General features: G+C 72.6%; 26 protein-coding genes. 11 read left to right on the top strand and 15 right to left on the bottom strand.

The features are described from left to right. Positions 1-224: 224 nt before the first annotated feature. Positions 225-1,700, bottom strand: coding sequence for an MFS transporter (locus ACFWPQ_RS01250; protein WP_361281927.1), 1,476 nt, complete (start codon positions 1,698-1,700; stop codon positions 225-227). Between the two features lie 86 nt (positions 1,701-1,786). Here ACFWPQ_RS01250 and ACFWPQ_RS01245 point away from each other — a divergent pair, with 86 nt between their 5' ends. Then, complete coding sequence (locus tag ACFWPQ_RS01245) at positions 1,787-2,188, top strand: MarR family winged helix-turn-helix transcriptional regulator (protein WP_384028666.1); 402 nt, start codon at positions 1,787-1,789, stop codon at positions 2,186-2,188. A gap of 26 nt (positions 2,189-2,214) precedes the next feature. On the opposite strand, the gene ACFWPQ_RS01240 is transcribed toward ACFWPQ_RS01245, so the two are convergent. Together ACFWPQ_RS01240 and ACFWPQ_RS01235 are read right to left on the bottom strand one after the other, a co-directional pair. Beyond that, positions 2,215-2,949, bottom strand: coding sequence for a maleylpyruvate isomerase family mycothiol-dependent enzyme (locus ACFWPQ_RS01240; RefSeq protein WP_384028664.1), 735 nt, complete (start codon positions 2,947-2,949; stop codon positions 2,215-2,217). Between the two features lie 38 nt (positions 2,950-2,987). Continuing rightward, a complete protein-coding gene (locus ACFWPQ_RS01235) occupies positions 2,988-3,704 on the bottom strand; it encodes a CPBP family intramembrane glutamic endopeptidase (RefSeq protein ID WP_384028662.1) in 717 nt (238 codons plus the stop codon). A gap of 309 nt (positions 3,705-4,013) precedes the next feature. Between ACFWPQ_RS01235 and ACFWPQ_RS01230 the strand changes: the two genes are divergently transcribed. Together ACFWPQ_RS01230 and ACFWPQ_RS01225 are read left to right on the top strand one after the other, a co-directional pair. Next, positions 4,014-5,696 (top strand): alpha/beta hydrolase, encoded by a 1,683-nt coding sequence (locus ACFWPQ_RS01230; protein WP_384028660.1) that lies wholly within the window; start codon positions 4,014-4,016, stop codon positions 5,694-5,696. Between the two features lie 257 nt (positions 5,697-5,953). Beyond that, the gene (locus tag ACFWPQ_RS01225) at positions 5,954-6,982 is read left to right on the top strand and encodes a threonine aldolase family protein (protein ID WP_384028658.1); all 1,029 of its coding nucleotides are present in this window, start codon (positions 5,954-5,956) and stop codon (positions 6,980-6,982) included. A gap of 38 nt (positions 6,983-7,020) precedes the next feature. Here the strand turns inward: ACFWPQ_RS01225 and ACFWPQ_RS01220 are convergent, their stop codons facing one another. From ACFWPQ_RS01220 to ACFWPQ_RS01185, 8 genes are all read right to left on the bottom strand, one after another. Beyond that, positions 7,021-8,187, bottom strand: a complete 1,167-nt coding sequence (locus tag ACFWPQ_RS01220) for an MFS transporter (protein WP_384028656.1) — start codon at positions 8,185-8,187, stop codon at positions 7,021-7,023. Positions 8,188-8,289: 102 nt separating this feature from the next. Further along, the gene (locus ACFWPQ_RS01215) at positions 8,290-9,435 is read right to left on the bottom strand and encodes a Gfo/Idh/MocA family protein (protein WP_384029320.1); all 1,146 of its coding nucleotides are present in this window, start codon (positions 9,433-9,435) and stop codon (positions 8,290-8,292) included. A gap of 102 nt (positions 9,436-9,537) precedes the next feature. Then, positions 9,538-10,659: a Gfo/Idh/MocA family protein gene (locus ACFWPQ_RS01210; protein ID WP_384028654.1), complete on the bottom strand. Its 1,122-nt coding sequence runs from the start codon at positions 10,657-10,659 to the stop codon at positions 9,538-9,540. Beyond that, positions 10,656-11,444, bottom strand: a complete 789-nt coding sequence (locus tag ACFWPQ_RS01205; protein WP_384028652.1) for a ThuA domain-containing protein — start codon at positions 11,442-11,444, stop codon at positions 10,656-10,658. Before ACFWPQ_RS01205 ends, ACFWPQ_RS01210 begins: the two co-directional genes overlap by 4 nt. Positions 11,445-11,485: 41 nt before the next feature. Further along, complete coding sequence (locus ACFWPQ_RS01200; protein WP_384028650.1) at positions 11,486-12,352, bottom strand: carbohydrate ABC transporter permease; 867 nt, start codon at positions 12,350-12,352, stop codon at positions 11,486-11,488. Positions 12,353-12,359: 7 nt separating this feature from the next. After that, positions 12,360-13,331, bottom strand: a complete 972-nt coding sequence (locus ACFWPQ_RS01195) for a carbohydrate ABC transporter permease (protein WP_384028648.1) — start codon at positions 13,329-13,331, stop codon at positions 12,360-12,362. Beyond that, positions 13,324-14,553, bottom strand: a complete 1,230-nt coding sequence (locus tag ACFWPQ_RS01190) for an extracellular solute-binding protein (RefSeq protein ID WP_384028646.1) — start codon at positions 14,551-14,553, stop codon at positions 13,324-13,326. Before ACFWPQ_RS01190 ends, ACFWPQ_RS01195 begins: the two co-directional genes overlap by 8 nt. Positions 14,554-14,719: 166 nt before the next feature. Further along, a complete protein-coding gene (locus tag ACFWPQ_RS01185; protein ID WP_384028644.1) occupies positions 14,720-15,748 on the bottom strand; it encodes a LacI family DNA-binding transcriptional regulator in 1,029 nt (342 codons plus the stop codon). A gap of 427 nt (positions 15,749-16,175) precedes the next feature. Here ACFWPQ_RS01185 and ACFWPQ_RS01180 point away from each other — a divergent pair, with 427 nt between their 5' ends. Beyond that, positions 16,176-16,478 (top strand): cupin domain-containing protein, encoded by a 303-nt coding sequence (locus tag ACFWPQ_RS01180; protein WP_384028642.1) that lies wholly within the window; start codon positions 16,176-16,178, stop codon positions 16,476-16,478. On the opposite strand, the gene ACFWPQ_RS01175 is transcribed toward ACFWPQ_RS01180, so the two are convergent. Further along, positions 16,429-17,151 (bottom strand): TetR family transcriptional regulator, encoded by a 723-nt coding sequence (locus ACFWPQ_RS01175; protein WP_384028640.1) that lies wholly within the window; start codon positions 17,149-17,151, stop codon positions 16,429-16,431. The two genes, ACFWPQ_RS01180 and ACFWPQ_RS01175, sit on opposite strands and share 50 nt — an antisense overlap. Before the next feature lie 57 nt (positions 17,152-17,208). On the opposite strand from ACFWPQ_RS01175, the gene ACFWPQ_RS01170 reads away from it, so the two are divergent. The 3 genes from ACFWPQ_RS01170 to ACFWPQ_RS01160 all read left to right on the top strand — a co-directional run bounded on the left by ACFWPQ_RS01170 (position 17,209) and on the right by ACFWPQ_RS01160 (position 19,412). After that, a complete protein-coding gene (locus ACFWPQ_RS01170) occupies positions 17,209-17,886 on the top strand; it encodes a class II aldolase/adducin family protein (protein WP_384028638.1) in 678 nt (225 codons plus the stop codon). Beyond that, positions 17,883-18,812, top strand: a complete 930-nt coding sequence (locus ACFWPQ_RS01165; protein ID WP_384028636.1) for a carbohydrate kinase family protein — start codon at positions 17,883-17,885, stop codon at positions 18,810-18,812. The genes ACFWPQ_RS01170 and ACFWPQ_RS01165 overlap by 4 nt, the downstream gene beginning before the upstream one ends. A 204-nt stretch (positions 18,813-19,016) precedes the next feature. Next, on the top strand, positions 19,017-19,412 hold the full coding sequence (locus ACFWPQ_RS01160; protein WP_384028634.1) for a luciferase family protein: 396 nt from the start codon (positions 19,017-19,019) through the stop codon (positions 19,410-19,412). Positions 19,413-19,442: 30 nt separating this feature from the next. Here ACFWPQ_RS01160 and ACFWPQ_RS01155 read toward each other — a convergent pair whose 3' ends face one another. After that, the gene (locus ACFWPQ_RS01155) at positions 19,443-20,222 is read right to left on the bottom strand and encodes a DeoR/GlpR family DNA-binding transcription regulator (RefSeq protein ID WP_384028632.1); all 780 of its coding nucleotides are present in this window, start codon (positions 20,220-20,222) and stop codon (positions 19,443-19,445) included. 134 nt (positions 20,223-20,356) lie between these two features. Here ACFWPQ_RS01155 and ACFWPQ_RS01150 point away from each other — a divergent pair, with 134 nt between their 5' ends. Both ACFWPQ_RS01150 and ACFWPQ_RS01145 read left to right on the top strand, forming a co-directional pair. Next, positions 20,357-21,250, top strand: a complete 894-nt coding sequence (locus tag ACFWPQ_RS01150) for an SIS domain-containing protein (protein WP_384028630.1) — start codon at positions 20,357-20,359, stop codon at positions 21,248-21,250. 2 nt (positions 21,251-21,252) lie between these two features. Next, the gene (locus tag ACFWPQ_RS01145; RefSeq protein WP_384028628.1) at positions 21,253-22,125 is read left to right on the top strand and encodes a ketose-bisphosphate aldolase; all 873 of its coding nucleotides are present in this window, start codon (positions 21,253-21,255) and stop codon (positions 22,123-22,125) included. On the opposite strand, the gene ACFWPQ_RS01140 is transcribed toward ACFWPQ_RS01145, so the two are convergent. Continuing rightward, a complete protein-coding gene (locus ACFWPQ_RS01140; RefSeq protein WP_384028626.1) occupies positions 22,112-23,242 on the bottom strand; it encodes a methyltransferase in 1,131 nt (376 codons plus the stop codon). The two genes, ACFWPQ_RS01145 and ACFWPQ_RS01140, sit on opposite strands and share 14 nt — an antisense overlap. Before the next feature lie 67 nt (positions 23,243-23,309). Here ACFWPQ_RS01140 and ACFWPQ_RS01135 point away from each other — a divergent pair, with 67 nt between their 5' ends. Next, on the top strand, positions 23,310-23,957 hold the full coding sequence (locus ACFWPQ_RS01135; protein ID WP_384028624.1) for an alpha-ketoglutarate-dependent dioxygenase AlkB family protein: 648 nt from the start codon (positions 23,310-23,312) through the stop codon (positions 23,955-23,957). 137 nt (positions 23,958-24,094) lie between these two features. Then, the gene (locus ACFWPQ_RS01130; protein WP_384028622.1) at positions 24,095-25,339 is read left to right on the top strand and encodes an ROK family protein; all 1,245 of its coding nucleotides are present in this window, start codon (positions 24,095-24,097) and stop codon (positions 25,337-25,339) included. Between the two features lie 105 nt (positions 25,340-25,444). Here the strand turns inward: ACFWPQ_RS01130 and ilvY are convergent, their stop codons facing one another. Further along, positions 25,445-26,299 carry an HTH-type transcriptional activator IlvY gene (ilvY, locus tag ACFWPQ_RS01125; RefSeq protein ID WP_384028620.1) on the bottom strand — a complete coding sequence of 285 codons (855 nt, stop codon included), beginning with the start codon at positions 26,297-26,299 and terminating at the stop codon, positions 25,445-25,447. Positions 26,300-26,375 lie beyond the last annotated feature (76 nt).

Here is a 26,375-nt window from a genome sequence, read left to right as displayed (position 1 = left end):
CCCCTCGGCCATCCGCCGCACCCCCCTGACGCGCTACCCCAGCCTCCCCCTGCTCTCCGGCCCCCCCCCCCCGCCCGGCCGCCCCCCGCGCCCCCGCCCGGCCCCCCGCCCCCCCCCGGCCCTTACTGGCCCCCCCCCGGTGCAACGACCCCCCGGCTCCCCCCCCGCGGCGCCCCGGGCGCCCACCCCCCCCCGCCGGCCCCACGGTTCGGAGGCGTCCCCGTTCAGTCGCGCGCGGACACGCGCTCCGCCTCCAGGGAGGTGGACTTGGCGATCACGACGGTCTCCTGCGGGCGTCGGGCCCGCAGCCCCGTGAGCGTGATCAGCAGTCCGGCGAGGGCCACACCCGTGACCACCACGAAGCCGGGACGGTAGCTGTCGAGCACCGCCTGCGGGGTCGCGTGGGCGGGTGCGCCCGCGGTGACCACGGCCGTGACGATCGCCAGGAAGATCGCACCGCCCACCTGCACCGAGGTGTTGAGGAGCCCGGAGACCATGCCCTGCTCGTGGTCGTCGACGCCGTTGGTGGCCTGGATGTTGAGGGAGGGGAAGACCAGGGCGCAGGCCGCGCCGATCAGCAGCATCGACGGCAGGATGACCGCCGCGTAGACCGGGTCCAGGTCGACACGCAGGAACAGGGCGTATCCGAGGGCCATGAACGCGAAGCCGGCCGCTATCAGCCGCGGGGTGCCGAAGCGGTCCACGACCGCCCCTACCTTGGTCGACGACACCGCCACCAGCGCGCCCGCGGGCAGGAAGGCCAGGGCGGTGTGCAGCGCCGACCAACCGAGTACGGACTGCATGTAGAGGGTGGTCAGGAACTGGAAGCCGACGTACGAGCCGAAGAAGGCGATCGCGCCGAGCTGGGCGCGGACCTGGTTGCCCGAACGCAGCACGGCGAGGCGGATGAGCGGGCCGGGGGAGCGGCGTTCGACCCGGACGAAGACGGTGAGCAGGACGGCGACCGCGAGGAAGGAGAGCAGGGTGCGGGCCGACGCCCAGCCGACCTGCGGGGCCTCCACGACGGTGAACACCAGGAGCAGCATCGAGGCGGTGCCGAGGACCGCGCCGGGGATGTCGTATCCGTTGTGGTCGCGTTCGCGGGAGCTGCGCGGCAGCAGCCTGAGGCCGGCGAGGAGCGCGATCAGGGCGATGGGGGCGGGCAGCAGCATGGTGAAGCGCCAGCTCGCCTCGGTGAGCAGGCCGGACAGCACCAGGCCCATGGAGAAGCCGGTGGCCGCGCAGGTGGTGTAGATGGAGAGGGCGCGGTTGCGCAGCGGACCCTCCGGGAACGTGGTCGTGATGATCGAGAGGCCGGCCGGCGCGGTGAAGGCCGCGCTGAGTCCCTTGATGAAGCGGCTGGCGATCAGCAGCGGGCCCGAGTCGACCAGCCCGCCGAGGAGCGAGGCGAGCGCGAAGACGCCGAGGGCCACGAGGAACACCTGGCGCCGGCCGAGCAGGTCGGCGGTGCGGCCGCCGAGCAGGAGCAGGCCGCCGTAGCCCAGGATGTAGCCGCTGACGATCCATTGCAGCGTCGAGGTGGAGAGATGCAGGTCGGAGCCGATCGACGGCAGGGCGACGCCGACCATCGACACATCCAGCGCGTCCAGGAACATGGCGGCGCAGAGCACCAGCAGCGTGCCCCAGAGCCGGGGGGTCCAGCGTCCCTCGGAAGCGGGGGCGGTGAGCGGAGAGGTCATGAACCCAGACAGTACATGCACATGCATCGAATGCAAACGCATTTAATTACGATGCAACAATCTGGTTTCTCTGCTACGGTGCCCGGATGGCGGCGACGAAGCCCGAGCAGGCGCTCGTGGAGCAATGGCGGGACATCCTGGCCCTGCACGCCCGCACCCAGTGCGAGCTCGACCGTGTCCTGCACGGCCACGGCCTGTGCGCCAGTGACTTCGAGGTCCTCGACCTGCTCTCCGACGGCCCGGCGCCGGACGGCGCCTGCAGCTTCCGCGTACAGGAGATCGCCGAGCGGGTGCACCTCAGCCAGAGCGCGCTGTCCCGGCTGATCGCCCGCCTGGAGAAGGACGGCCTGGTCGAGCGGGCCATGTGCCCGGAGGACCGGCGGGGCGTGCGGGTGGCGCTCACCGGCAAGGGGCGCGCACTGCACGGCGAGGTGCTGCCGGTGCAGCGCGCGGTGCTCACCAGGATGCTGACCGCCGAGTCAGGCTGAGCCCGGCCGGTTGCCCAATCGGGCGGTCAGATACCGGAGTTCGTCAGCCAGAGCTCGGCGAGTTCCGGGTCGCCGGTCACCGTGGGCACCGGCACCCGGTTCCACAGGGCCAGGTACAACTGGTCGGCGGGACCGGAGAGTTCGGCCGTGGCGCCGGGGAGCGTACCGGGTTCCGTGACCGGCGGTCGCGCCGACAGCCGTACCGTCCATGCCCCGGCCGCGTCTGCCGTGCGCACCCGCAGCACCCGCGGGTGTTCGCTGCGGACCCGGCTGCGGGCGCGGGCGTGGAAGCCGCGCAGCAGTTCGTCGATGCCGTCGACCGCGAAGTCCGTGCCGACCGGGGACGCCGGACCGCCCCGTGCGGCCTCGGCGTCGTACCGGTGGACGGTCGTCTCATGCGCCTGCCTGCGGAGCCAGAAGGCCAGCGGCGAGGGGACCGGGGCGGGGTGGAAGGTCCAGCACGTCACGTCCTGCGGTGCGCCGCCGAGGGTGTCGACGAGCCGGCGGTGGCCCTCCCGGTACCAGGCGGTCAGTTCGGTGCCGTCGATGCCCGGCGGGTCCGGGATCGGGCGGGGCGAGGTCTCCGCGTCGGCGACGACACCGGCGGCCCACCGGTGGATGGTGCCGGTGTGCCGCAGCAGGTCGCGCACCCGCCAGTCAGGGCAGGTGGGCACCGGGGCGTCGAGCCCCGCCTCCAGGGCGGCCGCGGCCAGCAACCGGCCCTCCCGGTCGAGGATCTCGAGGAACTCGGCAGTCTCCATGCCGTGAGTCTGCCGGATACGCGGCGCGGAGAGGGCCGTCAGCGCAGCAGGAACCCCACCGCGTAGCCCAGGGCGTTGACCGCCCAGTGCAGGGCCATCGGCGCCAGCAGGGAGCCGCTGCGATCACGCAGCCAGCACAGCAGACAGCCCGCCACGGCCGTGAACAGCACGGCGCCGATGTCCACCAGGACCGCCCCCGCGACCGAGTGCCCGAAGAGCGAACCCAGGGTCGGCTTGTCCTTGTTGAGGTTCAGCGAGGGCAGGATGTGCCAGAGGCCGAAGAGCACGGAGGAGAGGACGGCCGCCGTCGTGGCCGTGCGCAGGCGGCAGAGCAGCGCGAACAGCACCCCGCGGAAGGCCGTCTCCTCCAGCAGCACCGTCCCCACGGGCACCGCGACCAGCGCCTTGAAGGCGATCTCCGAGCCGTTCAGCGCGTCCGTCCGCTGGTCCGCGAACAGCCCCCGGGTGACCGGCAGCAGGGCCGCACACAGATAGACCGCCGCGACGATCCCGATCAGGGCCGCCGCCCAACGCACCCCGTCCGCAAGGGTGTTCCGGCCCAGCCCCAGCTCCGACCAGCTGCCCCCGGCCCAGAACAGCAGCCCCACCAGGACGGCCGAGGCGACGGTCGCGGTGAGCAGGATCCAGGATCCGGCCCAGCGGTTGTCGAGCAGATTCGCGAGCACCAGGACGGTCACCACCGCCGCGACGGCGGTACGGGTGGGGAGCCGGGGGAGCCGGGGGAGGAGCGGCATGCCGGGCGGGGTGTCAGCGCCCGGCCGGGACGCGCGGCGGCACGGTGCCGGTCCGCGTGGGCGGCGTCGGCCCGGCCGCGGGCGGCATGGAGCGGGGGTTCTCGGTCGTCCGGGCCTGGGCCATGCCCACCACGATGGGACACCCCGCGAGGCTCTGCACCTTTTCCCGGAAGGGAGCGCGGTCCTGAAGGATCTTCCGGATGCGGCCGCGGGTGCGGTGGCCGATCGTGGTCCCGAGGTGGCCAAGTGAGTGGTGCGGGCAGGGCTCTGAATCGTACGAAGGAATGGAGTCGGCGGGCGGCGGAGCGGGTGCGCGGGTACGCGGGCCCCGGCCGGGTGGTCCGGCGGCGGCCGTGCTGGGGCGGCACCGGGGTGGCGGTCCTGTGCTACTGCCTGTCCCTCACCCCGTCGCTGCTCCCGCGCGCCTGGTGGCTCCAGGGACTCGCGGCCGGCGTCTCGGCCGCGTTCGGCTACGCCGTCGGCGCGGTACTGGAGACCCTCGCCCGGCTGCTGCTCCGCTGGGCCGGCGCCCGCATCCGCCCGCGGGTCCGCCGTGCCCTCTGGGCCGCCCTGGGCGTGCTCGGCGCCGCCGCGGTGGTCATCGTCACCGCCTGGAGCGTCCGCTGGCAGGGCCAGGTCCGCCGTGCGGTCACCCTGCCCCCGCACATCCTCTGGTGGCAGTGGGCGCTCGTCCCGGTGGTGGCCGCGCTCGTCGGGACGCTGCTGCTCCTGGCCGGCCGTACGGTACGGCTCGGCACCCGCGTCGTCGCCCGCGCGTTCGGCGCCCACCTGCCGCGCCCCTTCGCGTACGCCACCGGGGTGGCCCTCGCCGCGTTCGTGATCGTCGGAGTCGTCCAGGGCTTCCTGCTGCGCGCGGCACTGGACGCGATCGAGAGCGCCGCCTCCCTCGCCGACCAGGGCACCGCCAAGGGCGTCCACCGGCCCGGCCTGCCCACCCTCTCCGGCAGCCCGGACTCCGCCGCGCCCTGGGACACGCTGGGCGCCAAGGGCCGCGACTTCGTCGGCACGGCCACGCCGCGCGCCGACATCGCGGCCTTCACCGGCCGCCCGGCGGTGGATCCGGTACGGGTCTACGTCGGCCTGCGCTCCGCCGACAGCCTCGACGAACGCGCCGCCCTCGCCGTACGCGAACTCGAACGCACCGGCGGCTTCTCCCGCAGCGTCCTCGCCGTCATGGGCACCACGGGCACCGGCTGGATCAACGGCCAGGGCAGCAATCCCCTGGAGTACATGTGGGGCGGCGACACCGCTCAGGTCGCCATGCAGTACTCCTACCTCCCCAGCTGGGTCTCCGCGCTCACCGAGGACGAGGCCGCCGACACCGGACGCGCACTCTTCGACGCCGTCTACGCCAAGTGGCGGACGCTCCCCGCCGGCTCCCGCCCCCGGCTCCTCGTCTACGGGGAGAGCCTCGGCTCCTTCTCCATGGAGTCCGCCCTGGACGGCTCGGTGTCCACGCTCGTCGCGAAGACCGGCGGCGCGCTGTTCGTCGGGCCGACCTACGACAACCCGCTGTGGAGGACGGTCACCGCCCAGCGGCAGCCGGGCAGCCCCGAATGGCGGCCGGTGGTCGACGACGGGGCACATGTGCGCTTCGCGCAGGTGCCGGCCGACTACGGCATCCCGGCCGCGCCCTGGGGCGAACCGCGCGCGGTCTACCTCCAGAACGGCTCCGACCCGGTCGTCTGGTGGTCGCCCGACCTCGCCTTCCGCAAGCCGGACTGGCTGGACCGGCCGCGGGCCCGGGACGTCTCACCGGCGATGCAGTGGTATCCGCTGCTGACGTTCTGGCAGGTGGCATGCGACCTGGCCGGCGCCGACAGCGTCCCGGACGGCTTCGGCCACCGATACGGGACCCTGCCCACGAGCGCCTGGGCGGAGATCACGAGTCCACCGGAGTGGACGGCCGCCGACACGGCAAGACTCGCCGGGGTGCTGGAGTCGGTACGGGAGCCGGGCCTGCTGGACTGACCGGGGCTGCTGGACTGAGGGGTCGGCCTTCTCGACGAGCCGTTGCCGCGAGCGGTCGCCACGGGCCGTCGCCACGGGCCGAGTTCCGGTGGCGATCTCCTGCCTGCCGCCGAGAGCGAACCTGACGTCTCCGTCGCCACGCGTCCCGATTCGGCGTGCCGGCAACCTTGCTGATGACCCGTCACGACGTGTCACGCTGGCCGTAGTTGCCGCGGCCGGACTCCGGTGCCGGCCGGCATTCCCTTCCGGAGGCATTCATGACGGCACCCGCGGACGGACCGCCCGTCGACCTGCGGTCCGACACCGTCACGCGGCCCGACGCACGGATGCGCGAGGCCATGGCCCGCGCCGAGGTCGGCGACGACGTCCTGGACGGCGACCCCACCATGCGGGCGCTGGAGGCGAAGGTCGCCGCACTGCTCGGCACCGAGGCCGCGCTGTGGGTGCCCAGCGGTTCGATGGGCAACCTGATCGCACTGTTCGTCCACCTCGACCGCGGCGACCGTTTCCTCGCCCCGGACCGCGCGCACATCCTCGACATGGAGCTCGGCACGGCCGCCTGGCTGGCCGGAGGCATGCCCCGCCCGCTGCCCTGGACGGCCGGCCCCGGTGTGCCGAGCCCGTCCGACATCGGCCGGACCGTCACCCGCGGCGGACCCTACTTCACGCTGCGGGACCGGCTGCTGTGCCTGGAGAACACCCACAACGCGGCGGGCGGCACGGTCACCACACCCGAGCAGCACCGCGGGCTGACCGGCGCCGCCCACGAGGCCGGCCTGTCGGTGCACCTCGACGGCGCCCGGCTGTGGAACGCCGCGGTCGCCCTGGGGGTGCGGCCGGCCGACCTGGTCGCGGGTGCCGACACCGTGCAGGTCTGTCTGAGCAAGGGACTCGGTGCACCGGTGGGCTCGGTGCTGGCCGGAGACACGGAGTTCGTGCGGGCGGCGCGCCGGGTCCGCAAGATGCTCGGGGGCGGTGTCCGGCAGGGCGGGGTGCTCGCCGCCGCCGGTCTGGTGGCCCTGGAACGCGTGGACCGACTCGCCACCGACCATGACCACGCCCGGCTGCTCGCGGCCGGTCTGGCCGAGCGGGGGCGGAAGGCGGTCGCACCGCAGACCAACATCGTCATGGTGCCCGTCGACGACCCGCCCGCCACTGTCCGCGTACTCGCCACCCGGGGAGTCCTCGCGGTGCCCGCGGCCGCCGCCGTGCGCATGGTCACGCACTGCGACGTGACACGCCGCGACATCCTGCGGGCCGTCGACGCGTTCCCGCCGTCCGGCTGAGGCGGGAGTGCGTTCGGCGGGCCGGACGCGGGCTTCGGTCAGTGTCCTGCCGTGCGCCGGGTCAGGAGCGCGATGGCCGCGGCGGTGGCGGCGAGGGCCGCGACGGTGGTGAGGGCGGTGGGGAGGGAGAACCAGTCCGCCATGAAGCCGATGGCGGGTGGTCCCAGGAGCATGCCTCCGTAGCCGAAGGTGGAGGCGATGGCGACCCCGTCGGGACCGGCCAGCCTGCCCGCGCGTTCGACGGCGACGGGGAAGAGGTTGGCGAGGCCGAGTCCGGTGATCGCGAATCCGAGGAGGGCCGCCCACAGGGCCGGGGCGAGTGCGCCGAACAGCATCCCGATCGCGGCGGTCGCGCCGCCGAACACCAGGGTCCGGGTCTGCCCCAGGACCTCGAGCAGCCTGGTGCCGCTGAGCCGGCCGACGGTCATGGCGAGGGCGAAGCAGGAGTAGCCGATGGCGGCCGCACCGGGTGCGGCGCCGAGGTCCTGCTCCAGGTGCAGGGCGCTCCAGTCGGCCATGGCCCCCTCGCCGTAGGCCGTGCACAGGGCGATCAGACCGAACGTGACGACGAGCAGACGGGTGCGGGGTGCCGGGCGGTGCGGTGCGGATGCCGCCCGCGGTGCGTCGTCCTCGGGCGTGGTGGGAGGGGGAGTGCGGAGCAGGGTGCGGCCCGCGAAGAAGGTGACCGCCAGGCCGATCACGGTGAGGCAGAGCAGGTGCTGCGTGGGGGTCAGCACCCCGGCGATCAGTGAACCCAGACCGGCGCCGGTCATGCCGCCCAGGCTGAAGGCGGCGTGGAAGCTGGGCATGACCGGGCGGCGCAGGGCTCGCACCAGGTCGACCGCGGCGCTGTTGAAGGCCACGTTGATGGAGCCGTAGGCACCGCCGAACACCAGCAGTACGGCGCCGAGGGCCAGGACCGAGTGGGTGAGCGGGGGCAGGGCGACGCTCAGGGAGAGCAGGACGGCGCAGACGACGGTCACGGGGTGGGCGCCGTAGCGGCGGCACAGCCGTCCGGTGAACATCATCGTGATCACGGCGCCGGCCGAGACACCGAGCAGGGCGAGGCCCAGGGCGCTGGCCGAGGCGCCGGTCTGTTCCTTGATGGCCGGGATGCGGACGACCCATCCGGCGAAGACGAAGCCGTCCATGGCGAAGAAGACGGTCAGGGCGATACGGAGTCGGGTGAGGGCGTTTCCGGGCACGGCGGTGTGCGACCGGAGTTTGTTTATTAGCGGCACAAACTCAGGCTAGGCGAATACCGGCGACTCGGACAAGGGCGTCGCCTCGGGGCGAGCCCCCAGGGGTCAGCCGATGCTCGTCCAGCGGGAGGCGTCCGCGGCGCTGCGCTCGACGGCCTCCAGGACGTACTGGACCTGCAGGCCGTCGGCGAACGACGGGCGCAGGTCGCTTGCGTCGTCCGCCAGCGCCGTCAGGAAGTCGTGGACCTGGTGGACGAACGCGTGCTCGTAGCCCAGTCCGTGACCGGGCGGCCACCAGGCGCTCAGGTACGGGTGTTCGGGCTCGGTCTCCAGGATCCGGCGGAATCCCGCCTCCGTCTCCGGGTCGGCAGCGTCGTACAGGTGGAGCTCGTTCATCGACTCGAAGTCGAAGGCGAGCGACGCCCGTGATCCGTTCACCTCGATCCGCATCGCGTTCTTGCGCCCGGTGGCGAAACGCGTCGCCTCGACCACGACGAGTCCGCCTCCTTCCAGCCGGCCGGTGAACGCGGTCGCGTCGTCGACGGTCACCTGCCCACGCCGGGTCCCGGCCCGCGCCGCCAGCCCGCTGGACTCTTCCGGCAGCGGTCGCTCGGCGACGAACGTCGCCTGCGTCGCCGACACCCCGGTGAGCCGCTCTCCGGTCAGGTGCTGGAGCAGGTCGACCAGGTGCGACCCGAGGTCCCCCAGCGCGCCGGAGCCGGCCCGTTCCCGGCGCAGCCGCCACACCAGCGGGAACTCCGGGTCGACGATCCAGTCCTGCAGGTACTGGGCCCTGACGTGCCGCACCTCGCCGATCACGCCCTCGGCGACCAGCCACGCGGCGTGCGCCAGTGCCGGCACCCGGCGGTAGTTGAAGCCGACCATCGACCGGACGCCGGACTCTGCCGCGACCCGCGCGGCGGCGGCCATGCGTTCGGCCTCGTCGGCCGTGTTGGCGAGGGGCTTCTCGCACAGCACGTGCTTGCCGGCGGCCAGGGCGGCGATCGCGATGTCGGCGTGGGAGTCGCCGGGCGTGCAGATGTCGACGACGTCCACGTCGGCACGCCGTACCGCCTGCTGCCAGTCGTCCGCCCAGTCACCCCACCCCAGCCGCTCGGCCGCCCGGGCCGCACGTTCCGGGTCACGGCCGCAGACGACGGTCATGCCGACGTCGAAGGGCAGCTCGAACATCCGGGGAGCGGTGCGCCAGGCCTGGGAGTGCACGGCTCCCATGAACGAGTGACCGATCATCGCCACCCCGAGGCGGGGGCGGCCGGGAACAGGAGCGGGAGAAGGGCGGGGCACGGGGTCTCCGTCTCGGTGGATTCGACAGGGTGTGGGGGAGCGGCGGCGCTACGGGACGAGGGCGCCGCGGACCGACGGCCAGCCGGCGAGGGCGGCACGTACGTCCGGGTGGTTCTCGTCGCGCAGAGCCGCCGCGTACGCCTGGTCGAGCACGTCGTCGACGAGCACCCGCCGTCCGGTCCGGGCCGACAGCACCGCGGCCTCGACCATCGCCAGGCTCATGGCGTTCTCGTGCACCTCACCCATGGGTACGCCGCCGGTCCGCAGCGACTCGACGAAGACCTGGAGCGCTCCGGCGATGTCGGAGTACGGGGAGCGGGGGCGCTCGGCGGGTTGTACGTCGGCGACGAGCACGGGCTCGTTGTCGCCGTCCCACAGCGCCGAGCCCTTCTCGCCGCTCGCCCGCCAGGTCCCGTTCCACGACGTCTCGGCGCCCGGACTGCACCAGCTGCCGTTGTACGCGTAGCGTGCCCCGCCGGCCATCTCGAAGACGGCACTGGCCGCGGCGTCGCCTTGGTACCAGCTCCACGACGGGTTGTACGCCTGGCAGTAGGCGGCGACCGGATCCGCGCCGAGCAGGAAACGGGCCGCGTCGAAGGCGTGGATCGCCATGTCGACCAGCAGCGGGTAGGCCATCTCCTCGCGGAAACCGCCGAAGCGCGGGGCCTTGAAGAACTCGGTCGTCAGGGTGCCGATCGCACCGAGTTCCCGGAGCATCCCGCGCAGGGCGAACAGCTGGGGGTTCCAGCGCCGGGACTGGCTCACCATGAACAGTTCGCCGCTCACCTCGGCCGCGGCCGCCAGGGACAGGGCGCGGGCCAGGGTGTCGGCGATCGGCTTCTCGCCGAGGACCGGCAGCCCGGCGCACAACGCGGCGGTGGTGACGGGGTGGTGCGCCTCCGGAACCGTCACGTTGACGACCGCCTGGGCACCGGTGCCGGCCGCGAGCGCGACCGCGTCGGAGCCTACCGGGAGGCCGGGCCGGCCGAGGTCCGCCGCGGCCCGCCGGGCAGCGGCCAGGTCGAGGTCGACGATGCCGACGAGCTCGGTCTCGGACGAGGTGGTGACGGTGGTCAGCCACTGCCGGCCCATGGAGCCGGCGCCGACCACCACGACGCGCAGGGGGTTCTCCGGCCCGCAACCGATGATTCGGTGGGTTCGGTGGGTCATCGCAGCGGCCCGGAGTAGGACGTGCCGTTGAAGAAGTCGTCGGTGTCGTAGCGCAGCAGCTCCGGGTGGCCGCGCTCGGGCCGGTCCGTACGCGCCCACTGGACGCCGTTGGCGATCACCCGGCGGATGTCCTTGTGGTGGTAGACCGGGTAGTCCTGGTCGCCGGGGCTGAAGTAGAAGATCCTCCCGTGGCCGCGGCGGAAGGTGCAGCCGCCGCGGATCACCTCGCCGCCCGTGAACGAGCTGACGAAGACCAGCTCGTCCGGGGCGGGGATGTCGAAGAACTCCCCGTACATCTCGTCCTCTTCGACGACGATCGGATGGGGCACTCCGCGGGCGATCGGGTGGGTGGGATCGACCGTCCACACCAGCTCGCGATCGTGCTCGTTGCGCCAGCGCAGGGTGCAGCTGGTGCCCATGAGTTTCACGAAGATCTTCGACCAGTGGCCGGAGTGCAGCACCACCAGGCCCATGCCCGACAGCACGTGCCGGTGCACCCGTTCCACGACCTCGTCGGACACCTCGGCGTGGGCGGCGTGTCCCCACCAGGTGAGGACGTCGGTGCCGGCGAGCACCTCCTCGGTCAGGCCGTGTTCGGGGTCGTCCAGCGTCGCCGTGCGTACGGTGCAGGCGTCACCGAGGTTCTCCCTGATGCCCTCCGCGATCGTCGTGTGCATGCCCTGCGGATAGATCCTGGCCACATGCTCCTCGAGCTTCTCGTGGCGGTTCTCGCCCCACACGGTCACCTGGAGCGGGGGCGTGGGGGATGCGGAAGACGTGGTCACAGTGGTGTGCTGCCTTTCTCCGAAGTCGCCCGAAGAGCAGGTCATTTGACGGCTCCACCGGTCACGCCGGTGGCGATGTGGCGCTGTGCCACGAGGAGCAGGACGAGAGCCGGGACCGAGGCGAGGGTCGCGGTGGCCATCACCGCGTTCCAGTCGCTCACATGGGCGCCGAGGTACTGGTAGAGGCCGAGCGTGACGGGGCGGACGTCCTCGGTCGTGGTCAGGGTCAGCGCGAAGAGGAAGTCGCTCCAGGTGAACAGGAAGGTGAACAGCCCTGCCGTGATGAGGGCGTTCCTGCTCATCGGCAGGACGATCGAGACGAACGCCCGCAGCCGGCCCGCCCCGTCCACCCGGGCCGCCTCGATCACCGAGGGCGGGATGTTGCCCATGAAGGCCCGCAGGATCAGGATCGCGAAGGGGACGCCCGCCGTGGAGTCGGCCAGGATCAGGCCGGGGATCGAGTTGAGCAGGCCGAGGTCGTTGTAGGCGCTGTAGAGGGCGTTGGCCACGACGATGCCGGGGACCATCTGGCTGATCAGGATCCCGAGCAGCGCCGGGCCGACCCAGCGCGCGTGGACGTGGGCGAGCGCGTACGCGGCCGGGCTCGCGACGGCCAGGCTGAACGCCACGCTCCCCACGGCGACGATCAGGCTGGTCACGAGGTTGGGCCCTTGCTGGCTCAGCGCGGTGGCGTAGCCGTCGAGGTCCAGGCGGGTGGGGAACCAGGAGGTGCCCACGGCGGCGTTGCCCGGCTGCAGGGAGACGTTGACCATCCAGTAGACCGGGAACAGCATCACGGCCAGGATCAGCGCCCCGACCGCGGTGTACCCCCACGGCCGCCGGGAGCGCCGCCCGTGGACGGGTGGGTGCGTGACCGGTCGGCCGGTGGTGTGCGTGATCGGTGTCATGACGGCCTCACAGCTCGACGGCGCGGCGGTTCGCGCGCAGGTAGAGGACGGCGAAGACCAGCGAGACGGCGATGAGAATGTTGCCGAGCGCGGCACCCTGCCCGAAGTCGAACTGCTGGAAGGACAGTTGGTAGGACTGGCTGGCGATGGTCTGCGTCGCGTTCGCCGGTCCGCCGCCCGTGAGCCCCAGGATGACGTCGAGCACCTTGACCGTGTAGACGACGCCGAGCACGAGCACCACGGCGACCACGGGGCGCAGCAGCGGCCAGGTCACGTACCGGAACGCCCGCCACCCCGTCGCGCCGTCGAGGGCCGCCGCCTCGTATAACTCCTCGGGGATGTCCTGGAGTCCGCCGTAGAGGATCGCGACGTTGAAGGGGATCCCGATCCAGATGTTGACGCCGATCACCGCGATCAGCGCCAGCGAGGTGCTGGTCAGCCACCCGGGACGGTCCTGTACGAGGTGCAGGTCACCGAGGAACCGGTTGAGTACCCCGTTGTCCTGGTCGAGGATCCAGCGCCACACCGTGCTGGAGACGATCAGCGGCACCAGCCACGGCAGCAGGAGCAGGGACCGCAGCACGCCGTTCAGGGGGAACCTGCGGCGGAAGAACACGGCGATCGCCAGGCCGGTGAGGAACTGCCCGGCGATCGAACCCACGGTGAACAGCGCCGTGTTGAGGAGCGCCTTGTCGAAAACGGAGGAGGACACGACGGCCCGGTAGTTGGCGAGCCCGGCCCAGGGCGCCCGTCCGGTGTAGAAGGTGGTCGTGGTGTAGTGCTGGAACCCCATGACGACGTTCTTCACCACCGGGTAGCCGAAGAAGGCGACCATGTAGGCCAGGGCGGGAAGCAGGAACGGCAGGTGGGACTGGTGCCGTCGGCCGCGTCTGCCGAGTCCGCCGATCCTCCTGTCCGAGGGGGCACTGGCGCCGGGACCGTCCACGGCCCCCGCCGCCCGCCGCATCACGTCAGCCATCCTGGGCCTGCTTCAGTGCTTTCGCCGGGGTCGCCCCCTGGGTGAGCGCGGTCTGTATCGCGGTGTAGATCCTGGTGGCGGCCTTCGGCCAGTCCTTGCCCAACTCACCTGTGCGAGCACGGGCGTTGCGCACCTGCTCGGTGAACGCCCGCATCCTCGGCTGTTCTGCGGCGAACTTGTCCATCAGCGCGGTCTTGGTCGGCACGGTCTGGCGCTGCTCGGCCAGCGCCAGTTGGTTCTTGTCGGAGTTGAGGCAGGCGACGACCTTGGCCGCCTCGGCCTGGCGCTGTGCGTTGCCGGTCTGCGGGATGGTCCAGGTCTCGCCGCCCAGCGGGACGACCGGGGTGTCGCCGGCCTCGGGCACCGGGATCTGCACGACGCCGTAGTGCAGGCTCTTGTCCTTGTCCAGGACCGGGAACTGCCAGGGGCCGTTGACCATCATGGCCGCGTTGCCCGCCGCGAACTGGTCGTCGACGTCGGCCTGGCTCCAGTTGACCACCGACTTCGACGCGGATCCGCTCCCGACCAGGTCCACCCACAGCTGAAGGGCCTGCGCGACCTCGGGTGTCGCGATGTCCTTCTCGTCGCCGCCGTTGGACCACATGAAGGGCAGGAACTGCCAGGTGCCCTCGTAGGTGGCCGGTGCGGCGAAGGCGATGCCGTATCTCCTGCCCGAAGTGAGCTTCTTCGCGGCCGACTTGAGCTCCGCCCAGGTGGTGGGCGGCTCGATCCCCGCCTTGTCGAGCATGTCCTTGTCGTAGAAGAGACCGATCGTGTTGGTGACCGGCTGCAGGCCGTAGAGCTTGCCCTGGTAGGTCGAGGCGTCCACCACGCCCTTGGCGTATCCGTCCGCCGACAGGCCGAAGTCGCCGATCGGGGCGAGGGCGCCGCTGGCGGCGATCTGCTGCAGGTCTGGGTTGTCGAGCATCAGGACGTCGGGCAGGGTCCGCGAGGAGGCCTGTTGCAGCACCTTGGGTATCAGGGCGGGGCCGGCCACGGCCTCCCGCTCGATCTTCACCCCGTTCTGCCGTCCGCACGCGTCCAGGACCTTCGCGTAGATCCCCTTGTCGGGCTGGTCGGTGTAGTAGTCCATCACCCGCAGCGTGTCGGCGCCGCCGGACGATCCGGCGCTCGACCCGCAGGCGCCCAGGGAGAGCGGTGCCAGCAGCGCCAGGGCCGTCGCGAGCGTCGTTCTCCTGAGGAATGCTCGTCGTTGAGCCATGTTCGTCCTCTCCTCGTTCTCTCCTCGACCGGCGCTGTCTCGGGAGGACCGCGCGGGGGTGTCGATACGTATCGACAGAGGGTGCAGCTCGACGCCCGACGCGTACCGGATTCGATACGCATCGACAGCGATGACATGTCGTCCCCCGGGACTCGGGCCGCGGGGGTCAGGGGGCGGGCAGGGTGGTCCGGCGCCGGGTCAGCCGTGGGGTCACCAGCTCGACGGGCGACTGGGCGGGCACGCTCTCGCGGTTCAGGAGCCGGAACAGGATCCGCATCGCACGGCGTGAGACGTCCCTGGGTTCCAGCGAGAGGTTGGTGACGGGGGGTGTGGAGGTCTCGGCCGTGCGGTCCGTGCACAGTCCGATGACGGACAGGTCGCGGCCCGGAACCAGACCGCGGTCGAGCAGGCTCTGCAACGTCGGCTGGATCAGCTGGGGGTCGGGGACGACAAGACCGAGCCTGCCGCCGGCGCCGGGCCCCGGCTCCGCGAGCGCCACGTCCAGGGCGGCCTCGGCGCCGGCGCGGCTGATGTCCGGCGGGCTCACCTCGGCGTAGGCGATGCCGTGGGCGGCGGCCGAGTCCTCGGCTCCGCGCAGGAAGCGCCGGACGAAGTTGACGTCGCGCGCCATCACGTCACGCGGGTAGCCGAGGAGGACGACGCGGTCGTGCCCGGACGCGGCCAGCTCGTCCACGGCCATGCGCCCGGCCAGGGTGTAGTCCAGGTCGACGCAGTACAGGCCCGCAGGGTCGTCCGGCACCCCGATCAGGATGACGGGCACGCTCAGGCCGGCCGCCACCGGAATGCGCGGGTCCTTCGCCCCCACCTCCATCAGCACGATCGCGTCGCACAGCGACTGGTCACTCAGCCGGGTCAGGCCCTCGGCACCCTCGTCCTCGGTGGCCAGGATGACGTTGTGGTCCTCTTCGCGGGCGCACTTGGTGATCGTCTCGATGAAGGGCAGCACCCCCGTCATGTCGGCCCCCGGTGCGAAGGGCACGACCAGGCCGATCACCTGGCTGCGCTGGCTGGCCAGTGCGCGCGCACCCGCGTTGGGCTGGAACCCCAGCTCCTCGATCGCCTCCTCGACCCGACGCCGGGTCTCGGGCGAGATCGAACGGCGTCCGCTCATGACATAGGAGACGGTGCTCTGGGACACGCCGGCCAACCGGGCCACATCCCGGCTCGTCACCATGCGAACCCCTCCTTCGGCCTCGATCGGTCCGACTCGCGGCCGACCACTGTCGATGCGTATCGACTGGCTGCGACGAGACTGTAGGGATCGCCCACGAACAACGGCAAGGGCCGTGCGTCAAAAAAATCCACCGGGGCGGATGGACCCGCCGGTCGGTCACCGCGAGCAACCAACACCCGGATCCCCTCACGGATTTGACGAAGGAGACAGCGCTGCGCGGCCCACTTGCCCCCGGGGCAACCTGCCGGAAGGCGGGGAGCAGGGGCACCGCGCTGGTACGACGGTGCGGTTGGCAGTAACTGGCGGTCGAGGTCTTCCGGACGCGGTCCGTCACGGGGAACGGGTGTCCTGGAGGGTGGCGAGGAGCCGGGCCGCGGCGGCGAAACGGGACTGAGGGTGCCCCGAGGCGCCCCTCACCGCCGGCGAGGTGATCATCAATCCCGCCAAGGGGCACGAGCTGCACACGCACCCGGGCTCCGACGAGATGCGCTACTTCATCGACGGCGAGGGCGTTCAGACCGTCGGTGACTCGGGGGAGTTCCCGGTGGCGGCGGGGGACTTCGTCCACGTGCCCAGGGGAACGCCGCACTCCACCTTCAACACCGGCTGGCGGCAGCTGCGCGTCATCGCGGTCTGCACACCGGGCGGCGCCGAGCCGGCCCTGCGGGAGCTGCCCGACTTCACCGCGCTGCCTCCGGGCGTCCAGCCGGTCTGGGAACGGGCCCGCTGACCGGAGCGGTGCCCACCGCACCGCTGTTCTGCTGCGCCGGCCTCGCGGCGAGGGCCGTGAGGTAGCCGCGCAGCATGACCTTCGCCTCGTCGAGGAGGCCCGCGTCGCCCTCGGCGTCGCGGCGGAATGCCTCCTGGGCGAGCGCGTCGGCGGCGAGGACGGCGGCATGGCAGGCCCGGCCGAGCCCCTCCGCGTCGCCGGCGATGCCGAGCGCGAGCAGCACCCGGCGCACCCCGTCGGCCATCCGGCGCTTGTGCTCCCGGTCGGCCGCCCGGGTCCGGTCGGTCAGGCCGCTGCCGAACCACAGGGCGCGGAAGCCCTGTTCGGTGCGGTAGAGCCCGGCATAGGTGTCGATCAGCACGCCGACCGGGTCGGACCAGCGCTCGGCCGCCGCGCTGCGCACGAACTCCTCCATCACCGCTTCGAGCTGGGAGAAGTACGTGGCCGCCAGCGCGTCGATGATCGCGTCCCGGTCGGGCAGGTACTGGTACAGCGAGCCGACCGACACCCCGGCCTCCGCCGCGACCCGGGTCGTGGTCAGGGCCGGCACGCCCTCCGCGATCAGCACGCGCTCAGCCGCCTTCAGCACCCGCGCCAATCGGGCCTTGCTGCGGGCCTGTTGGGGAGTCCGGCGCAGTACGGCCCCGGTCTCCTCGGCGGTCGGCTCGGTCACCCGCGGCTCCTGAATCTGAACGTGACTTTGTTTCAGGTTTACGTTAGCGTCGCGGCCATGACGGACTCAAGCTCCGCGCTGGTTCAGGAACGGGCCGCGGTGGCGGACGTCTGCCGTCGCCTGGGAGCCGCGGGCCTGCTCATCGGTACGGCGGGCAACGTCAGCGTGCGGGTGGGGGACCGGGTCGCGGTCACCGCCACCGGTGCGGTGCTCGCCCAGCTCACCGCGGGCCAGGTGACGGTGGTCGACCTGGACGGCAAGGTCGTCGCCGGCACCCTCCAGCCGACCTCCGAACTCGACCTCCACCTCGGGGTCTACCGCCGCTACGGCGCCGGCGCGGTCGTCCACACGCACGCCCCGATGGCCACCGCACTCTCCTGCGTCCTCGATGAACTGCCGTGCATCCACTACCAGTTGCTGGCCCTCGGCGGCACCGTGCGGGTGGCGCCGTACGCCACCTTCGGCACCCCGGAACTCGCCGAGTCGGTGCTCGCCGCGCTCGACGGCCGCAGCGCCGCCCTGCTGGCCAACCACGGCTCGGTCACCGTCGGCCCGACCCTCGACAAGGCCGTCGAGAACGCCCTGTTGCTCGAATGGGCCTGCGGTGTCTACCAGCACGCGGCCGCCCTCGGGACGCCCCGCGTCCTGGACGAGCGGCAGCAACTCGCGGTCATCGAAGCCGCGATCGCCCGGAACTACGGCACCACCCACACCCTGCAGGAGGGCAAGCCATGAGAGTCGTCACGATGGGCGTCCATGTGCTGGACGTGCTGGTCCGGCCGGTGGACGCGATACCCGAGGGGCAGGGCGCCACCCTGGTCGAGGACATCAGGATGACCGCGGCCGGTACCGCCGGCGGGACCGCGCTCAGCCTCGCCAAGCTCGGCGCCACCGTCCGCAGCGCCGGGGCCATCGGCGCCGACGCGACCGGCGACATGCTGGTGCAGCTGCTCGGCAGGGCCGGGATCGACACCGGCTTCCTCGTCCGGCGCACGGACACCGCCACCTCGGCGAGCGTGCTGCCCATCCGCCCCAACGGCGACCGGCCCTCCCTGCACCTGCTCGGCGCCAACATCACCTACGGCGTCGACGACGTGCCCTGGGACGCCCTCGCCGAAGCCACCCATCTCCACCTCGGCGGCCCGGAGTTGATCGGCGTCGACGTCGCCGCGCGCATCCTGCACTTCGCCAAGGAGCACGGCGTCACGACCTCCGTGGACCTGCTCGCGCCCGGAGTCCTCGGCAGCTTCGAGCAGATCGCGGCGGCGCTGCCGTACGTCGACCACCTCCTCCCCAACGACGACCAGGTACTGGGCTTCTCCGGCGAGGACGACCTGGTGGCCGGCGCGAAGAAGCTGGTCGGCGCCGGCGCCGGGCTGGTCGCGGTCACCCGGGGCGGCGACGGCGCGCTGCTGGTCACCGCGGAGGGCGCCGAGCCGGTGCCCGCCTTCGAGATCGACGTCGTGGACACCACCGGCTGCGGCGACGCCTTCTCGGCCGGATTCGTCTACGGCATCGGGCTGGGCCGCACCCCGCACGACTCCGCCGTCCTCGGCAACGCCGTGGCGGCACTGGTCGCCCAGGGCCTCGGCAGCGACCACGGGGACTTCGACCTCGCGGCCGCCGACGCGTTCGCGGCGACGGCCCCCAGGCGCGCGTAGGACAGATGCAGGCCCTGCGTAGAACGTGACGTCGGCCACGTTCGCCCCGGACGCCCGAGAGGTACCTTCCGTCCCTCGAACCACTGAAATCCTGCGGATATTCACTCGCCCCGGGCGTCTGTGTTCGGACAGAGTCCGGCAACAGCTCGGTTAATAACTGCTCGCTGGTTGGTTACCGGAGAGTGAGCGGGCCATGATGGCCCCATGACGTTGGCCTCGCGCGCTCTGGCGCAACTGGCGACCTGGCCCGACCTGACCCAGGCCGTACCGAGCTGCGGTCTGGGCCAGGCCGTGAGTTCGTCGGAGGGCGAGATCGCGCACTTCCACTCCGACCGCGATGTGGACCTGCGTCTCACCGCCCATGCCATCCGGCACTTCGCCAAGGACCTCAGGGGCACGGGGGCGATCCGGATCGTCCCGGGCTCGCAGTGGGTGACCATACGCCTCGACGCCGCGAGCGACGTCGACCTGCTGCTCACCCTGGTGAGCGTCGCCCTCCAGGCCCAGCAGAGCTGGCCCGACCCGGCCGACCGGCCCGTGTTCGGCTGCAACGACCAGCGGGGCGCGGGATTCGTCAGCGCGGACACCAGCGGGATGTGACCGGGAACGGGGCCGCAGGGGCCTGCCGCGTCACACGGTCAGCACCCGGATCCCCGCCTCCTCGAACCGGCGTACCGCCTCCGGCGCCGCCGCCGTGTCCGTCACCAGCGTGTCCACCAGTTCCGCCGCGCAGATCCGGGCGAACGCCCGCCCGCCCAGCTTGCTGGAGTCGGCGGCGACGACCACCCGGGCCGCACGCTCGCACAGCAGCCGGTTGACCGCGGCCTCCGCCTCGTCGTGAGCGGCCGCCCCGTGCGTGACGTCGAAACCGACCACCCCGAGCACCGCCATGTCCAGGGTGATCTGACTCAGCACCCCGTCCGCGAGCGGCCCGATGAGCTCGTACGACTGCGGGCGCGCCACCCCGCCCGTCACCACGATCTTGAACTGGGGCCGCACCACCAGCTCGTTGGCGATGTTGAGCGCGTTCGTGACGACCGTCAGCGCCGGCGCACCGGTGGCCAGGTCGCCCCGCACCGCCAGGGCGCGGGCCACCTCCGTGGTGGTGGTGCCGCCCGTCAGCCCCACCGCCTCGCCCGGCGCGACCAGGTCGGCGACCGCCTTGGCGATCCGCTGCTTCTCCGAGGCCTGCCGGGCCGTCTTGTAGCGCAACGGCAGCTCGTACGACACCCCGTGGACCACCGCACCGCCGCGGGTGCGCACCAGCATCTGCTGCTCGGCGAGCTGGTCGAGGTCCCGGCGGATGGTGGCCGCCGAGACCGCGAGCTCGGCCGCCGCCTCCTCGACCTCGAGGCGACCGCGCTCGACCAGCAGTTCGAGCAGTGCCTTCCAGCGGGCGTCGCGCGACATCCGCCGCCTCCGTTCCTCGATCTTCCGGTGACCTTAGCGCACCTGACTTTGGGCGGGATGCTTGATTGTGATTGAAAGATGGCTCTATCTTGCAAGAGCAATCACGACAGGGCACCCAGGGGAGGGGTAGTGGTATGTCACATACCACCGAAGAGCTGAACAGCCAGCCGGACTGCTGGACACAAGCCGCCACCGAGGCCACCCGCCACGCCCACGCGCTCCCCGCCCCCGGCGAGCGGGTGGCGATCGTCGGCTGCGGCACCTCGTACTTCATGGCCCAGGCCGCCGCCGTACTGCGCGAGTCCGCGGGGCAAGGCGAGACGGACGCCTTCGCCGCCTCGGAGTTCCCGCACGGGCGGTCCTACGACCGGGTCCTGGCCCTCACCCGGTCCGGCACCACCACCGAAGTGCTGGACCTCCTGGGCGAGTTGAAGGGACGCGTGCGCACCGCCGCGATCACCGCCGACCCCGGCACCCCGGTCGCGGAGGCCGCCGACGACCTCGTCGTCCTGGACTTCGCCGACGAACGCTCCGTCGTCCAGACCCGGTTCGCGACCAGTGCGCTCACCCTGCTCCGCGCCCACCTCGGACTGCACACCGACGCCGTGGTCGCCGACGCCCGCACCGCGCTGTCGGCTCCCCTGCCACCCGGGCTGGTCGACTGCACCCAGTTCACCTTCCTCGGGCGCGGCTGGACCGTCGGGCTCGCGAGCGAGGCCGGACTCAAGATGCGCGAGGCCTCACTGTCCTGGACCGAGGCCTACCCGGCGATGGAGTACCGGCACGGCCCGATCAGCATCACCACCCGCACCACCGCCACCTGGATGTTCGGCCGGGCCCCCGCCGGACTCGCCGAACAGGTCGGCGCCACCGGGGGGTTGTGGATACAGGGCACCCTCGACCCGCTCGCCGAACTCGTCCGCGCCCAGCGCCTCGCGGTCGCCGTCGCCGCCGCCCGGGGACTCGACCCCGACCGGCCGCGCCATCTCACCCGCTCGGTGATCCTCACCCCGTCCGGCGAGGAGTGAGCATGCCCCTCGCAGCCACCGGCGCACTGCTGACCAGGGCCGCCGAGGTCCGGTCCGCAGTCGCCGCGTTCAACGTCATCGGCCTGGAACACGTGGAGGCCGTCATCGCGGGCGCCGAGGCCGCCGGCTCGCCCGTCGTCCTCCAAGTCAGCGAGAACGCCGTCAAGTTCCGCCACGGACGGCTCCTCCCGCTGGCCCGCGCCGCCACCGCGGCCGCCGAACGCGCCCACGTACCCGTCGCGTTGCACCTCGACCACGTCCGGAGCGACGACCTGCTCCGAGAGGCCCCCGCCGCCGGGTTCAGCTCGGTGATGTACGACGCGTCCCGGCTGCCGTACGCCGAGAACCTCGCCGCCACCGCGGCCGCCGTCGACTGGGCGCACGCCCAAGGCCTCTGGATCGAGGCCGAGTTGGGTGAGGTCGGAGGCAAGGACGGCCGGCCGGCGCCGGACCCGCACGCACCCGGGGCGCGTACCGACCCCGCCGAGGCGCGGGACTTCGTCGCCGGCACCGGTGTCGACGCGCTGGCCGTGGCGATCGGCAGCGCGCACGCCATGACCACCCGCACCGCCGCCCTCGACCACGACCTGCTCCGACGCCTCGCGGCCGCGGTGCCGGTCCCGCTCGTCCTGCACGGCTCCTCCGGGGTCCCGGACGAGGGCCTGGTCGCCGCGGTGGCCGACGGCATCGCCAAGGTCAACGTCGGCACGGCGCTCAACATGGCGATGACCGCGTCCGTCCGCCGCTTCCTCGCGGACCGCCCCGAGGCCGTCGACTCCCGCACCTACCTCGGCGCCGGCCGGGAGGCGATGGCCCGGGAGGTGACGAGGATCATCGGCGTGCTGGCCGGCGCCGTCGGGACTACCCGCGCCTGACCGCTTTCAGCACCACGAACTTCGGGTCGCTCGCGACCAGTTGACTGTTGCCGAACAGGCGGCGCAGCGTCACGTGGTAGCCCAGGTGCCGGTTGCCGATCACCCACAGCTCGCCGCCCGGCCGCAGCGCCCGCTTGGCCCCGCTGAACATCCGCCACGCCGTCGCGTCGGTGGTCGCCTGGTGGGAGTGGAACGGCGGGTTGTTCAGCACCACGTCCACGCTCCCGGCCGCGACCCCGGCCAGCCCGTCACCGACCCGGAACTCGGCATGCCCGGGAACCCCGTTGGCCTTGTAGGTGGCCTCCGCCGAGGCGACCGCCTGGAACGACTCGTCCACGAACAGCACCTCGGCCGTCGGATCGGCCAGCGCCACCGCCGTACCCACGACCCCGTTCCCGCACCCCAGGTCCACGATCCGCCGCCCGCCCTCGGGCAGATGCGCCAGGAAGAACCGGGTACCGATGTCGAGCCGGTCGGCGCAGAAGACCCCTGCGTGGTTGACGACCGTACGTCCGGAGACCGCACCGATGCCGTCGGGGAGCGCGTAGCTGTACGGCCACGGATTCTCCGGGCGCTCCAGCGCCGGATCCGGTGTGCAGTGGATCAGCCGGGCCTTCTGCTCGGCCAGCGAGGTCCGGGTCGGCCCGATGATCCGCTCGAACAACCGGAGCGTCGACGTGTGGATCTCCTTGACCATGCCGGTGCCGATCACGACCGTACCGGCGTGCACGGCGGGCGCCAGCCGCAGCAGCTGGTCCTCGAGGAGCGCAAGGCTCTTCGGCACCCGCACCAGCAGCACGTCCACCCGCTCCGGCGGCGGATCCTGCGTGGTCAGCAACTGCACCGCGCCCGGCTCGACACCCGCGCGCGCCAGGTTCGCACGGGTCGCCTCCTGACTCAGGTACGAATCGGTGATCTGCACCGGCCGGTGCTCCGCCAGCGCCGTGACCAGCGCCCCCCAGCGGTCGCCCAGCACCACGACCGTGCCGGACAGCCCGATCCGCTCCCGGTCGAGATGCCGCAACAGGTACGCGTCGGAGGCGTCCCAGGCACGCAGCCGGTCGCGCGGATCCTCCGGGAAGCGGGACAGCTCGAACTCGCCCCAGGCAGTCGTCATACGGTCGCTCATCGTGCGTCCAGGCTAGCCGAACCGCAGCTCAGACCCGGTCGGGCAGGATGGGGGCATGGAGGAGGAGCTGTTCCCGAGGGCGCGCGCCCGCATCGCGCCGGGCGCCGTGCACGTCCCCGACTGGCTCGACGCGGACCGCCAGCGCGCGCTGCTCGCCGCCTGCCGCGACTGGGCCCGGCCCCCGGCGGGCCTGCGCACGGTCCGCACGCCCGGGGGCGGCACGATGACCGCCCGCCAGGTCTGCCTGGGCTGGCACTGGCACCCGTACACCTATGCCCGCACAGCCGTCGACGGCGACGGCAGCCCGGTGAAGCCGTTCCCTGCCTGGCTCGACGAACTGGGCCGCCGCGCGGTGACCGACGCGCTGGGCCCGGCGGCCGGCGGATTGTCGTACGACATCGCACTGATCAACTTCTACGACGCGGACGCCCGCATGGGCATGCACCGCGACGCCGACGAGAAGTCGGACGCACCGGTGGTGTCGCTGAGCCTGGGGGACGCGTGCGTGTTCCGCTTCGGCAACACGGAGAGCAGAGGCAAGCCGTACACGGACGTGGAGCTGCGGTCGGGTGATCTCTTCGTGTTCGGGGGAGATTCACGGCTCGCCTATCACGGGGTGCCGAGGGTGTACCCGGGAACGGCACCCCCGGAGCTGGGCCTGACCGGTCGTCTGAACGTCACTCTGAGGGTGGGTGGCTTTTGACCAGCTCCAGCCGGAGCGCGCCCCAAAGGGGCACGGGGCTGAATCGATGTGCGGCTCTGCCGCGTGGGCGCGACCAGCCCCAACGGCGCCGCACCTTCGCTACTGCCCTTGCTACGGATCATGGCAGACTCCCTCTCATGAGCGGCAAGGCGTCCCCCCGCCCGGCGGGGGAAGGGACCTCGGGGACCTCGAAGACACGGTTGGACCGAGGACGTGGCGCACTCGGCCCCGCCTTGGAACTCGTGCACACCGGCCGCGCCCCCACCCGCGCGGTGCTCACCGCGGAGCTCGGCGTCACCCGGGCCACGGCAGGTGCCGTCGCCGCCGAACTGGAGGCGCTCGGCCTGATCAGGGTCGACGCCCACCCGGGCGCCGCGGCCGGGTCGCAGGGCCGCCCCTCGCACCGGCTCGAGGTCGCCGAGAACGGCCCCGTCGCGCTCGCCGCGCAGGTCCACGCCGACGGGTTCCGCGCGGCGCTGGTCGGGCTCGGCGGCCGGATCGTCGCGACCGCGCCCGGCTGCGAGGCGGTCGACGCAGACCCCGCGAAGGTGCTCGGCTCGGTGGTCGAGGCGGGCGCCGACCTTCTGCGCACCACCGGCCTCCACTGCGTCGGCGCCGGCCTCGCCGTGCCGTCCGCCGTCGCGGAACCGGAGGGCCTGGCCCTCAACCCCCTCCACCTGGCCTGGCCGGTGGGGGCGCCCGTGCGCCGGATCTTCGCGGAGTGCGTGCGCGCGGCCGGGATCACCGGACCGGCGTTCGCGGGCAACGACGTGAACCTGGCCGCGCTGGCCGAGCACCGGCACGGCGCCGGCCGGGGCGCCCGGGACCTGCTGTGCGTGGCCACCGGGCACCGCGGCGTCGGCGGCGCTCTCGTCCTGGACGGCCGCCTGCACACCGGGAGTTCGGGCCTCGCCCTGGAGGTCGGCCACCTCGCTGTGAACCCCGAGGGCCGCCCCTGCCACTGCGGCAGCCGGGGCTGCCTGGACGTGGAGGCTGATCCGCTGGCCCTGCTGATCGAGGCGGGCCGCGAGCCCGGCCCCGAGGTGTCGCTGCTCCGGCAGGCCGAGGACCTGGTCCGAGACCACTACGCCGACCCGACCGTCCGCAGGGCCACCGAGGCCCTGATCGACCGGCTCGGCCTCGGCCTGGCGGGGCTCGTCAACATCCTCAACCCCGACCGCATCATCCTCGGCGGCCTGCACCGCACCCTCCTGGACGCCGACCCCGAGCGGCTGCGTGCCGTCGTCGCCGACCGCAGCCTGTGGGGCCAGAGCGGCAGCGTGCCGATCCTGCCGTGCACGCTGAGCCACAACAGCCTGGTGGGAGCGGCCGAGTTGGCCTGGCAGCCGGTGCTGGACGACCCGCTGGGGGCACTGCGGTAGCCACCGACCACCCACCTGGCCACCCACCTGGCCACCCACCTGGCCACCCACCTGGCCGGCCACCGCAACGGCCCGCCGCCGCCCGCCTGTCACCGCGCCGCCCGCCTACCACCACGCCGTCAGGCTCCACAGCGCCGCCACCAGCGGCCGCCTGAGGTCCGACCGGCGTACGCACAGACCGATCGGGAACGGCTCCGGCACGGGGTCGGCCGGGAGCACCGCGACCCGGTCCCGCACCGCGCTGTGTTCCAGGACCAGCCGGGGGACCACGCCCGTGCCGCAGCCCAGGGCGACCAGGGCCAACAGGGCCTCGTGGCCGTCCGGTTCGCAGGCGACGTGCACGGGCCGCCCGCGCGCCCGGAACCAGCGGTCGGCCGCCTCGCGCACCAGACCGCGCTGGGGGAGGACGAACGGGCCGTCCAGGCCGGGATCCGGGCGGTCGTGCGCGGTGACCAGGACCAGATCGGTGACCGTGACCGTCCGGCCGACCAGCGGTTCCGGCAGCCGTGCGGGGATCCCGGCCACGGCCACGTCGGCCTCGCCCTCGTCGAGCCGGGCCAGCGCGGCCGCCGCGTCCCCGGTGCGCAGATCCAGCCGTACCTGGGGGTGTGCCGTACGGAACGGCGCCAACAGCTCGGGCAGCAGGGCCTGGCAGGCGGTCACGGTGGCGAACACCGAGAGCCGGCCGGTGAGTTCGGCCGGGTCGGGGCGTTCGTCGCGATACGCCTGCCACAACTCCAGCGCCTGTAAGGCGTATTCGCGGAAGCGCTGGCCCTCCGCCGTCAGGGACACCCCGCGCGGTCCCCGGTCGAACAGCCGATGCCCCAGTTCCGCCTCCAGCCGCTGTACGGTCCGGGTCAGCGTCGCCGGGCTGACATGGCAGTCCAGGCTGGTCCGCCCGAAGTTCAGGGACTGGGCGAGATGGAGGAAGAGCCGCAACCCCCGGTGATCGTCCCGCACGCCGCGACCAGGCCCTTTCACGATCCGCAACAGACCGCTGCGGAAGTTGCGCTTGTCGCAACACCCGCCCGGAGCC

Source organism: Streptomyces sp. NPDC058464 (assembly GCF_042721035.1).
GTDB lineage: Bacteria > Actinomycetota > Actinomycetes > Streptomycetales > Streptomycetaceae > Streptomyces.
This window is presented reverse-complemented; position numbering and strand designations above follow the sequence as displayed.